The 11324-nt window shown below is 45.3% G+C and carries 12 protein-coding genes and 1 pseudogene; all 13 read left to right on the top strand.

The features are described 5' to 3' along the window. Positions 1-145: pseudogene (locus LH47_RS15525) on the top strand (UPF0236 family protein); the annotation flags it as partial. Positions 146-361: 216 nt separating this feature from the next. Next, positions 362-1438, top strand: coding sequence for a peptide chain release factor 1 (prfA, locus tag LH47_RS12935; protein WP_043968163.1), 1077 nt, complete (start codon positions 362-364; stop codon positions 1436-1438). Beyond that, positions 1428-2279 (top strand): peptide chain release factor N(5)-glutamine methyltransferase, encoded by an 852-nt coding sequence (gene prmC, locus LH47_RS12930; protein WP_043968162.1) that lies wholly within the window; start codon positions 1428-1430, stop codon positions 2277-2279. Before prfA ends, prmC begins: the two co-directional genes overlap by 11 nt. Before the next feature lie 89 nt (positions 2280-2368). Continuing rightward, positions 2369-2992, top strand: a complete 624-nt coding sequence (gene spoIIR, locus LH47_RS12925; RefSeq protein ID WP_043968160.1) for a stage II sporulation protein R — start codon at positions 2369-2371, stop codon at positions 2990-2992. A gap of 167 nt (positions 2993-3159) precedes the next feature. Next, the gene (locus tag LH47_RS12920) at positions 3160-4203 is read left to right on the top strand and encodes an L-threonylcarbamoyladenylate synthase (protein ID WP_043968167.1); all 1044 of its coding nucleotides are present in this window, start codon (positions 3160-3162) and stop codon (positions 4201-4203) included. Positions 4204-4265: 62 nt separating this feature from the next. After that, positions 4266-4811: a manganese efflux pump MntP gene (locus LH47_RS12915; protein WP_043968158.1), complete on the top strand. Its 546-nt coding sequence runs from the start codon at positions 4266-4268 to the stop codon at positions 4809-4811. Between the two features lie 106 nt (positions 4812-4917). Beyond that, entirely contained in the window at positions 4918-5352 is a 435-nt protein-coding gene (locus LH47_RS12910; RefSeq protein WP_084221337.1) for a low molecular weight protein arginine phosphatase, read from the top strand. Positions 5353-5369: 17 nt separating this feature from the next. After that, a complete protein-coding gene (locus LH47_RS12905) occupies positions 5370-6659 on the top strand; it encodes a methyl-accepting chemotaxis protein (RefSeq protein ID WP_407637166.1) in 1290 nt (429 codons plus the stop codon). 87 nt (positions 6660-6746) lie between these two features. After that, complete coding sequence (rpiB, locus tag LH47_RS12900; protein WP_043968154.1) at positions 6747-7190, top strand: ribose 5-phosphate isomerase B; 444 nt, start codon at positions 6747-6749, stop codon at positions 7188-7190. Between the two features lie 22 nt (positions 7191-7212). After that, complete coding sequence (locus tag LH47_RS12895) at positions 7213-7782, top strand: TIGR01440 family protein (RefSeq protein WP_235341149.1); 570 nt, start codon at positions 7213-7215, stop codon at positions 7780-7782. A gap of 72 nt (positions 7783-7854) precedes the next feature. Beyond that, positions 7855-9090 carry a serine hydroxymethyltransferase gene (glyA, locus tag LH47_RS12890; protein WP_043968150.1) on the top strand — a complete coding sequence of 412 codons (1236 nt, stop codon included), beginning with the start codon at positions 7855-7857 and terminating at the stop codon, positions 9088-9090. A gap of 98 nt (positions 9091-9188) precedes the next feature. Next, on the top strand, positions 9189-9818 hold the full coding sequence (gene upp, locus LH47_RS12885) for a uracil phosphoribosyltransferase (RefSeq protein ID WP_043968148.1): 630 nt from the start codon (positions 9189-9191) through the stop codon (positions 9816-9818). A gap of 10 nt (positions 9819-9828) precedes the next feature. Further along, positions 9829-10965 carry a non-hydrolyzing UDP-N-acetylglucosamine 2-epimerase gene (gene wecB / locus LH47_RS12880; protein ID WP_043968146.1) on the top strand — a complete coding sequence of 379 codons (1137 nt, stop codon included), beginning with the start codon at positions 9829-9831 and terminating at the stop codon, positions 10963-10965. The last annotated feature ends 359 nt before the right edge of the window (positions 10966-11324 follow it).

Genomic DNA, 11324 nt, shown 5'->3' with positions numbered 1-11324 from the left:
GTCCAAGCGGGTTGAACAGGCCAAACGGAAGGCAGGACGGTTGTGGGCAGATGTGGTGCGTCAGAATCTACCGTGTCTGCAGCGGTCATCCGGGACGCCGATCCATCAAGCGTTGTCGGCGCTTCGGGATTTTGGTTGGGTGTAAAAAAATGGAATACAATATCATCACTTCAAGATGAGGGATGAGAGTCCAAAAGCGCTTACGATATCAATTCCTGAAAATGGTTCGCTAACTAGTGATTGACAACACCCGTAGTGAACCGAAAAAATGTTCTCCACAAAGTCTTGACTGACTCCGTCCATAAGGGCGAGTTTTTTCATATGATCGTTTATGATATAATGAAAAGTCGAGGTGAGAAAAATGTTCGATCGTTTACAGGCGGTAGAAGCCCGTTATGAAAAATTAAATGAACTATTAATGGACCCAGAAGTATTAAATGACCCGAAAAAACTACGCGATTATTCAAAAGAACAGTCCGATTTAGCGGAGACGGTACAAACGTATCGCGAATATAAATCGGTGCGCGAGCAGTTGGCGGATGCGAAAGCGATGCTTGAAGAAAAGCTTGATCCGGATATGCGCGACATGGTGAAAGAAGAAATTAGCGAGCTAGAAGAGCGCGAAGAACAGCTTGTTGAAAGGTTAAAAGTACTGTTGCTCCCAAAAGATCCGAATGACGATAAAAACGTCATTATGGAAATTCGCGGAGCGGCAGGTGGAGAAGAAGCGGCGCTTTTTGCAGGCGATTTATATCGCATGTATACGCGCTATGCCGAGTCGCAAGGATGGAAAACAGAAGTGATTGAAGCACATCCGACAGGGCTTGGTGGCTATAAAGAGATTATTTTCATGATTCAAGGAAAAGGAGCGTACTCGAAGCTGAAGTTCGAAAACGGTGCCCATCGCGTTCAGCGTGTACCAGAGACGGAATCAGGTGGGCGCATTCATACGTCAACGGCGACAGTCGCTTGCTTGCCGGAAATGGAAGAAATCGAAATTGAAATTAACGAAAAAGATATCCGTGTCGATACGTTTGCATCGAGCGGTCCGGGCGGGCAAAGCGTCAATACGACGATGTCAGCTGTTCGTTTAACCCACATTCCAACAGGCATTGTCGTGTCTTGCCAAGATGAAAAATCGCAAATTAAAAATAAAGAAAAAGCGATGAAAGTATTGCGTGCACGCATTTACGATAAATACCAACAAGAAGCGCGCGCGGAGTATGACCAAACGCGCAAACAAGCGGTCGGAACAGGCGACCGTTCCGAGCGGATTCGCACGTACAACTTTCCGCAAAATCGCGTCACCGATCATCGGATCGGATTGACGATTCAAAAACTTGATCAAGTGTTAGAAGGAAAATTAGATGAAATTATCGATGCGCTCATTTTAGACGATCAATCGAAAAAATTGGAGCAAGCGAACAATGAGCAGTAAAATATATGAAGTCCTCCAATGGGCTTCTTCTTTTTTCCGAGAGCACGGGAAGGAAGAAACGGCAGCGGAATGGTTATTGCGTCATCATTTACAAATGACGCGTGCGCAACTATTTGCCAATTTGCGCGAGCCGATCGATGAAACGTGCAAACAAACATTTATGGCGGATGTAAAAAAACATGCGCTAGAGCATATCCCGATTCAATATTTAGTCGGATATGAACAGTTTTATGGACGGACGTTTATCGTCAATGAACACGTATTAATTCCGCGCCCAGAAACAGAAGAGCTTGTTTCTCATGTGCTTGCCCGAACAACCGAAAAGCCGCTTTCCGTCGTTGATGTCGGAACGGGAAGCGGAGCGATTGCAGTGACGTTGTCGTTAGAGCGCCCAACGTGGCATGTGTACGGCGTGGACATTTCTGCTTCATCGCTTGAAGTGGCGAAGCGAAATGCCGAGCAGCTTGGCGCTCGCGTCCATTGGTTAGAAGGGGATTTACTGCAACCGATCATCGGCCGAGGCATACAAGTCGATGTCGTCGTTTCTAATCCGCCATACATTCCAGCGCACGATATTCCGGTGCTATCGCCTATCGTGCAAAAAGAGCCGCTTCGAGCGCTCGTCGGTGGCGAAGATGGGTTGTTATTTTATCGTCGTTTAGCGAGCGAACTGCCGCATGTCGTTACCCCACAGGCGCTTATTGCGTTTGAAATCGGTCACGGACAAGGGCAAGCGGTGCAAACGATGTTGCAACAAGCATTTCCTTCGGCGGGCATTGACGTCCTGTTTGATATAAACGGCAAAGAGCGCATTGTCATCGCTGATCTCGCTTCCGAGTAACATCGGAAGCTTTCTTATATTTTTTATTTTCATAGTTTATCAACTTCTCTTTCTGGTTACACTGCATAACAAGAAAGGGGAGGTAAACGATGAACAAATACGTTATCATTTTATATATGACAATCGTGATGATTGGGGGCATTGTCACGATATATGGGCAACAAACAGAGGCGCAAAGCGATGTCGTGATCCCAAACGAAGCGGTACGGTTGCGCATTTTAGCAAATAGCGATTCGCCAGAGGATCAAGCGTTAAAACGCGCGGTTCGCGATGCAGTAAATGAACAAATAACAACATGGGTTAGCGACTTAACATCATTTGAAGAAGCGAAACAAGTTATTGCCCAACATGTGCCAGACATTGAACAAACGGTCGCTCGCGTTCTCCGTGAGAAGAAGAGTGATCAATCGTACAACGTGACGTTTGGACGCGTGTCATTTCCGACGAAAATATACGGATCATATATATATCCAGCAGGTGAGTATGATGCTGTATTAATTACGCTCGGTAAAGGGGAAGGAGCAAACTGGTGGTGCGTCTTGTTCCCTCCGCTCTGTTTTCTCGACTTTTCCACAGGTGAAGCTGTTCGTCCTGTGGAAAAGCAAATAGAGGAACAAGAACGAATGGATGAACAACCGCTTGTCGTGGAAGACGAGCAGCAAATCGAAGTGAAATTTTTCGTTGCGGAAGTATGGAAGAAGCTTATTCAATAACATATCCACAAAATTATCAACAAAAACGACAAACTTACTCACAATTTGTGGACAATCGTTGTTTGTTTTGTGTGAATCTTTTATACTCATTGAACAAAATAGTTGTAAAATGCGTGTGGAATGTTGATAAAAAAGCAAGCGATTTGAATATTTATGAGGTGAAAACGTTGAAGACACATGTGTTTTTTGTGGATAAAAATGTGGATGATTTAAATACTTATCCACAAATTTTGCAAGCTGCTTCGTATTTACAGCGAGGTGAACTTGTCGCCTTTCCGACAGAAACGGTTTATGGTCTTGGGGCGAACGCCATGTCCACAACTGCTGTGGAAAACATTTTTGTTGCGAAAGGAAGACCGAGCGATAATCCACTTATTGTCCACATTGCGACAAAAGAGCAACTGCACGATATTGCCTACGACATTCCTTCTGTCGCACACATATTGATGAAACATTTTTGGCCTGGTCCACTAACGCTTATTCTTCCAAAAAAAGAAGCCGTTTCTCCACGTGTAACTGCTGGGCTGAACACGGTAGCCGTTCGCATGCCAAATCATCCGATTGCCCTTGCGCTCATTGAGGCGAGCGGTTTGCCTATTGCTGCGCCAAGTGCGAATCGTTCCGGAAGACCGAGTCCGACGACAGCCAAACATGTGCTTGATGATTTAGATGGGCGCATTGCGGCCATTGTCGATGGAGGGGCAACAGGAGTCGGGGTTGAATCAACGGTTATTGACTGCACGACAGAGATTCCGACGATTTTACGACCGGGTGGCGTAACAAAAGAGGACATTGAACAGGTGATCGGTGTGGTGGATATTGATCGTGCGCTTGTGGAAAAAGGGGCGGTGCCGAAATCTCCGGGAATGAAATATACACATTATGCTCCGAAAGCACCGTTAATTGTCGTGAACGGTTCTTCGACATTTTTGCAACAACTCGTGAATGAAAAGCGCGCTAACGGCTTAAGAGTAGGGGTGTTGACGACGGAAGAACGTCGTCACACATATGAAGCTGACATTGTCATTCCTTGCGGACGACGGAACGATTTGCGAACGGTTGCTCAACATTTATATGATGTGCTGCGAGCGTTTGATAAAACGAATGTGGATATCATTTATAGCGAGTCTTTCCCGAATGAAGGAATGGGTGTAGCCATTATGAACCGTTTATTAAAAGCAGCAGGTCATGAACAAGTCGTGGAAAAATGACGTCTAAACGCCTTAGGATGTGCATATGTTAACGTGAAGGCACGTCCTAAGGGGGCATTCGTATGATTGGGGAAATGATCACATTAGCGATGATGGCATTTGCGTTAGGGATGGATGCATTTTCAGTCAGCTTAGGTATGGGTTTGCTTCGGCTTCGTTTGAAACAAATTGCTTATATCGGTTTAACAGTAGGTTTCTTTCATATCGTTATGCCTTTAGCAGGCATGATGATTGGGCAGCTATTATCGATCCAACTCGGTCATATGGCGACGTATATCGGTGGGGGATTGTTGTTTATTCTTGGTGTGCAAATGGTCATCGCTTCGTTTCGTCATGAACAAGAACGTTGGCTGAGGCCCGTTGGCATCGGTTTGTTTTTATTTGCATTTAGCGTCAGCCTCGACAGTTTTTCTGTCGGACTCAGTTTAGGGATTTACGGAGTAGAGATCGTATTAGCGGTCATGTCGTTTGGAGTTACGAGCATGGTGTTAACATGGATCGGTTTGCTCCTTGGGCGGCGCTTTCAACGCTGTTTAGGTACATATAGCGAGGCGCTAGGTGGCGCCATTTTACTTTTGTTTGCGTGCAAACTTTTATTTCCGCTATGAGCTGGGGGGTTTCCGGTTCTTTTTTTCTTTTTTTCTCTATATTTTGTCCAACGGTTTGCTTTATAATAATAGTAAACATGTGGGAAATGATGCGAGGTGTGAATCAGTGAACCAAACGAACGTTTTGTTTGTATGCACAGGAAATACGTGCCGCAGTCCGATGGCAGAAGCGTTGCTAAAGCATAAACAATTGCCACACGTGCAAGTGAGATCAGCCGGCATTTTTGCGTTTGATGGAAGTGACGCTTCACAACATGCGAAAGATGCTCTCGCTGAAAAAGGAATCGATATTGACCATCGTGCAACGTTATTATCGGAAGAACATATTGATTGGGCGACGTACGTGTTGACGATGACCGAAAGTCATAAACAACATGTGTTAGCGCGCTTCCCAGGGGCAGAAGGAAAAACGTTTACGTTACATGAATTTCTTGGGGACGATAAAGATGTCGTTGATCCATTTGGTGGCTCCATCGACGTGTATCGTCAAACGCGCGATGAGCTCGAACAAGCAATCGAAAAGCTCCATGAAAAGCTATAAAGCGAGGGGGATGTATGATGGGGGGAAAATACACATTTAGCTTACAAAAAAAGCTAGCCATTTTTACAACCGTATTAGCAATCATTACGTATTCAACGAGCGCTTTTTACATTTATGTGCTTTACGACTACGCAAAGCAATGGCTTCCGTTTAGTAAAAATACGTTTACAATTTTGACGTTGCTTCTCGGTATTTTTTGGTCAGGTGTCTTAGCGTATTTTGCAGCGCGCTTTATTACGAAACCGCTTTCTCAACTGGAGCAAGCGGCGCTAAAAGCTGCGGAAGGTGAAATTGGACAAGATGTGCCTGTGCCAAAATCCGATGATGAAATTCGTTCGCTTGCGCTCGCGTTTAACGATATGTTGCGGAACTTGCGTGAAATGGTGCAAAACATTCAACAAAATTTTGCGCATACGAATGAAAAAGTAGTAGAGATGACAAACGTGTCTCGCGTCGCTGCGGAACAAGCGGAAAACATTGCGCGCACGATCGATGAAATTTCAAAAGGAGCGGACAATTCAGCGGTTGCGATGCAAACGACGGCAGAAGCGGTGGAAGATGTGTTAGCGATCGCAGGAAATGTACAACAAAAAGCGATGCAGTCTGAAAAGCTATCGACGGATATGGTCGAAACGCTTGAACAAAGCCGTCGCGTCATCGGCTCACTTATTGTGGGCATTCAACAATTAGCGAAAAACAACGAAGCATCATTACATGTTGTGCGACGTTTAGAAGATCATGCGAAAGAAGTCGGGCAAATTATTTCGCTCGTTGGAGATATTGCAGGGCAGACGAATTTACTCGCCCTCAATGCTTCGATTGAGGCGGCACGTGCTGGTGAACATGGGAAAGGTTTTGCTGTCGTTGCGGAAGAAGTAAGAAAGTTGGCAGATGAAAGCGCCAAAGCGGTACAAGGCATTTCTGAGCTCGTGCAAAACATTCAGCATGAAGTAGCAAACGTTGTTAATCAAATTACAGAGCAAGTGAAAAAAGCGAATGACGAAGCGAAAAAAGGAAATGAAACAAACGAAGCGATTTCGCATATGAGCGCATCGATTCATGAAGTGGCAGAAGCGGTGAAACAAATTGCCCAACTTGTCGATGAACAAACGAAATACATTCAACAAACATCTGTTCAATCGCAAGAAGTTGCGGCGATTGCCGAACAAACGTCGGCCGGTGCTGAAGAAGTGACAGCGGCGACACAAGAACAAACAGCGGTCATTGAAAGCATGCGCGAGCTAGCGACAGAACTTGGAGAACAAGCAGAAAAATTAAAACAAACGATTGCCCGTTTTCGTTTGTAAGCATAATAAATGATGAAAAGACCGTCTCGACCCGTTAAAATGAAAAGAGACGGCTTTTTCTTTATAACGATAAGGAGGGGTTTAAACGTGAAAGTAGCGATTGCATCAGATCATGGTGGCATTCGAATTCGTGAGGAAATAAAACAACTAATGGATGAAATGGGGATCGAATATAAAGACTTTGGTTGTGAGTGTGAAACATCGGTCGATTATCCAGATTATGCGTTGCCGGTTGCGCAAAAAGTGGCGAGTGGGGAATTTGACCGCGGGATTTTAATTTGCGGAACAGGAATTGGCATGAGCATCGCAGCAAACAAAGTGAAAGGAATTCGTTGTGCCCTCGTTCACGACGTATTTAGTGCAAGAGCGACACGCGAGCATAACGACAGCAATATATTAGCGATGGGAGAGCGCGTCATTGGACCGGGATTGGCGCGAGAAATTGCAAAAGTATGGTTGACGACTCCGTTTGAAGGAGGCCGTCACGAAAAACGCATTCAAAAAATTTCTGCTTATGAAAATGAGCAATAAAGGTGGGAGTAGCGTGACGGACATGGAACGATGGCGCAATGAATGGCAGACGGCGCTAGCTGAGTTTCGTGCACAAGTGTCGCTAACGGACAAAGATGTTGTCGTCATTGGATGTAGCACAAGTGAAGTCATTGGAGAAAAAATTGGGACGGCGGGAACGATGGACGTGGCGGCCATGTTATTTCAAGAATTAAAACGGTGGCACGACGAAACAGGAGTACAGCTTGCGTTTCAATGTTGTGAACATTTAAACCGCGCATTAGTTGTGGAACGACAAACAGCTGCGACAAAGCAGCTTGACATCGTGACCGTCATTCCGGTCCGCAACGCTGGTGGAGCGATGGCGGCATATGCATATACGCAATTCCGCGATCCAGTCGTTGTTGAACATATCCGAGCGGATGCGGGCATCGACATTGGCGCTACATTAATCGGTATGCATTTAAAGCATGTCGCTGTTCCTGTGCGAACATCGATCAAACAAATTGGACATGCGACGCTCACATTGGCGAAAACACGACCGAAACTGATCGGGGGCGAACGCGCCGTTTATTCGCAAGAAAAGGCGAACAAATCATGTTCAATCGGTTAAATTTGTTCACTTTTTCATTTGAAAATGTGTTAAGATAAAAAAGAATATTCACACTTTAGGGGAGGATTGTCGATGAGTCGCTTGTCACAGCAAGATCCGCAAGTATTTCAAGCTATTCAAGATGAATTAAAACGACAACAAACGAAAATTGAATTAATTGCATCAGAAAACTTCGTTAGCGAAGCGGTCATGGAAGCGCAAGGATCGGTATTAACGAACAAGTATGCAGAAGGATATCCGGGGCGTCGCTATTACGGCGGTTGTGAACATGTCGACGTCGTTGAAGAGCTTGCGCGCGAGCGTGCAAAACAATTGTTCGGAGCTGAGCATGCAAATGTTCAGCCGCACTCAGGGGCGCAAGCGAACATGGCTGTATATTTTACGATTTTAGAGCACGGTGATACGGTACTTGGCATGAATTTATCACACGGAGGGCATTTAACGCACGGAAGCCCGGTTAACTTTAGCGGCATACAATACAATTTTATTGAGTATGGCGTCGATCCGGAAACGCACCGTATTAACTACGATGACGTTCGTGAAAAAGCATTAAAACATAAACCGAAATTAATCGTTGCTGGGGCAAGCGCATATCCTCGCACGATTGACTTTGCGAAGTTCCGTGAAATTGCCGATGAAGTAGGCGCTTATTTCATGGTTGATATGGCACATATCGCTGGGCTTGTCGCGGCAGGGTTGCATCCAAATCCTGTTCCGTATGCTCATTTTGTGACGACAACGACGCATAAAACATTGCGCGGCCCACGTGGGGGAATGATTTTATGCCAAGAGCAATTTGCGAAACAAATTGATAAAGCGATTTTCCCAGGCATTCAAGGCGGTCCGCTTATGCATGTCATCGCTGCCAAAGCTGTCGCACTTGGCGAGGCGTTGCAAGATGATTTCAAAACATATGCGCAAAACATTGTGAACAACGCGAAACGTTTAGCAGAAGCGTTAACGGCAGAAGGGTTTACGCTCGTCTCTGGTGGAACGGACAACCATTTATTGTTAATTGACTTACGTTCAATCGGATTAACAGGAAAAGTTGCTGAAAAAGTGCTTGATGAAATCGGCATTACTGTGAATAAAAATACGATTCCGTACGATCCAGAAAGCCCGTTTGTCACAAGTGGTATTCGTATCGGTACAGCAGCCGTAACAAGCCGCGGCTTTGGCCTTGAGGAAATGGATGAAATTGCGCGTATCATTTCCATTGCGCTCAAACATAAAGACGATGAACAAAAATTAGACGAAGCGCGCCACCGCGTTGCAGCATTAACTGAAAAATTCCCATTGTACGTATAACGACAGGTGTCCCGGCTGGGGCACCTTTTCTTCGGTTGAATCATCGTCTGTTTTTATGTAAAATTTACAAGAATGCATATGAAAAAGGAGCGATTGACATGAGTAAAGTGTACGTATTTGATCATCCGTTAATTCAACATAAGCTTACATACATTCGGGATAAACATACAGGAACAAAGGAGTTTCGGGAGCTTGTCGAAGAAGTAGCGACGCTCATGGCATTTGAAATTACACGAGATTTGCCGCTTCAAGAAGTTGAAATTGAAACGCCTGTCAGCAAAGCAAAAGCGAAAGTGATCGCAGGGAAAAAGTTAGGCATCATCCCAATTTTACGTGCAGGAATCGGAATGGTTGACGGCATTTTAAAGCTTATTCCAGCCGCAAAAGTTGGACATATCGGCTTATATCGCGACCCAGAGACGTTAAAACCGGTCGAATATTACGTGAAACTTCCAACGGATGTTGAAGAACGCGACTTCATTGTCGTCGACCCGATGCTTGCGACAGGTGGATCCGCTGTGGAAGCCATTCGTGCGTTAAAAAAACGTGGCGCAAAAAACATTAAATTTATGTGTTTAATCGCTGCACCAGAAGGAGTCGAAGCGGTGCAACAAGCGCATCCAGATGTCGATATTTATATTGCTGCATTAGATGAAAAGTTAAACGATCACGGCTATATTGTGCCAGGTCTTGGCGATGCTGGAGACCGTCTATTCGGAACGAAGTAAGGTGGGCGTGATGAATAAACGAAAAGTGATGACTATTTTCGGAACGAGACCGGAAGCGATCAAAATGGCTCCGCTCGTTTTAGAGTTGCAAAAGCACGAAGACATTGAATCGATTGTGACTGTGACAGCACAACATCGCCAAATGCTTGATCAAGTGCTCGATATTTTTGGCATTCAACCGAATTATGATTTAAACATTATGAAAGAGCGCCAAACGCTTGTCGATATTACGACAAGGGCGCTTGCTGGCTTGGACGATGTCATGAAAAAAGTACAGCCTGACATCGTGCTCGTTCATGGCGACACGACAACGACATTTGTCGCTAGCCTTGCAGCGTTTTACAACCAAATTGCTGTTGGGCACGTAGAAGCGGGATTAAGAACGTGGAATAAATACTCGCCGTTTCCAGAAGAAATGAATCGCCAATTAACCGGGGTATTAGCTGACTTACATTTTGCCCCAACCGCGAAAGCAGCGGAAAATTTACGGGCAGAAAATAAGCCAGAGCAAGCTATTTTTATCACAGGCAACACAGCAATTGATGCGTTAAAAACAACGGTGCGGAAGACGTATACGCATCCGATTTTAGAAAAAGTGGCGGGAAGCCGCATGATTTTGTTGACGGCGCATCGTCGTGAAAACCTTGGCGAGCCGATGCGAAACATGTTCCGTGCAGTGAAAAGGCTCGTTGAAAATTACGATGACGTGCAAGTCGTTTATCCTGTTCATTTAAATCCTGTTGTGCGCGAGTTAGCGAACGACATATTAGGAAACGATGAACGCATTCATTTAATTGACCCGTTAGATGTGATCGACTTTCATAACTTTGCGGCAAGAGCGCACATCATTTTAACCGATTCAGGCGGCGTTCAAGAAGAAGCCCCTTCACTTGGCGTGCCTGTACTCGTCTTGCGCGACACAACTGAACGACCGGAGGGCATCGAAGCCGGAACGCTCAAGCTTGCGGGGACGGACGAACAAACGATTTACAAGCTAGCCGCCGAGCTATTAACAGACGAAAAAGCGTACGAGCAAATGGCGAAAGCGTCAAATCCGTACGGTGACGGTTGGGCATCGAAGCGGATTGTCGAAGCGATTCGTTACTATTTCAAACAAAGCGATGTTCCACCAACTCCATTTCAATAAGAAAAAGGGATGTGGCGACGCATCCCTTTTTCTTACCAAAAATTTTCCCTATTTTTGTGACCGTGTGAGTAAAATATTTGTGGGTGACATTCAGGAATGATTCCCCGACGAGGGTTGCGAACTTTTGTTCGCGACGCTCGTCGGGGCCACCAAGCGAAGCGCGGTAGAAAAAAGCAAATGTCATGCAAAAAGGACTCTCTCCCTGCTATGATGGTGATGACCAACATCAATAAAACAGGAGGGAGAGAGTCCATGAAACATTTTACCACAGAATGGCCTTTATTAAAAGAGCTGGAGGAACAATTAGTCAGAACTCTTCAAAAGGTGTTCGCTGTCTTGTTGGCGGCCCTTTTGGAGGA

The sequence above is a fragment of the Anoxybacillus thermarum genome, assembly GCF_000836725.1.
Taxonomy (GTDB): Bacteria; Bacillota; Bacilli; order Bacillales; family Anoxybacillaceae; genus Anoxybacillus; species Anoxybacillus thermarum.
Note: the sequence above shows the minus strand (reverse complement) of the source record. Positions and strands in the feature narration are given on the sequence as shown.

Excerpts from the sequence above, each read along its gene's own strand:
- prfA (WP_043968163.1), top strand. The coding sequence starts at position 362 with ATGTTCGATCGTTTACAGGCGGTAGAAGCCCGTTATGAAAAATTAAAT.
- prmC (WP_043968162.1), top strand. The coding sequence starts at position 1,428 with ATGAGCAGTAAAATATATGAAGTCCTCCAATGGGCTTCTTCTTTTTTC.
- spoIIR (WP_043968160.1), top strand. The coding sequence starts at position 2,369 with ATGAACAAATACGTTATCATTTTATATATGACAATCGTGATGATTGGG.
- LH47_RS12915 (WP_043968158.1), top strand. The coding sequence starts at position 4,266 with ATGATTGGGGAAATGATCACATTAGCGATGATGGCATTTGCGTTAGGG.
- LH47_RS12905 (WP_407637166.1), top strand. The coding sequence starts at position 5,370 with ATGGGGGGAAAATACACATTTAGCTTACAAAAAAAGCTAGCCATTTTT.
- LH47_RS12895 (WP_235341149.1), top strand. The coding sequence starts at position 7,213 with ATGGAACGATGGCGCAATGAATGGCAGACGGCGCTAGCTGAGTTTCGT.
- glyA (WP_043968150.1), top strand. The coding sequence starts at position 7,855 with ATGAGTCGCTTGTCACAGCAAGATCCGCAAGTATTTCAAGCTATTCAA.
- upp (WP_043968148.1), top strand. The coding sequence starts at position 9,189 with ATGAGTAAAGTGTACGTATTTGATCATCCGTTAATTCAACATAAGCTT.
- wecB (WP_043968146.1), top strand. The coding sequence starts at position 9,829 with ATGAATAAACGAAAAGTGATGACTATTTTCGGAACGAGACCGGAAGCG.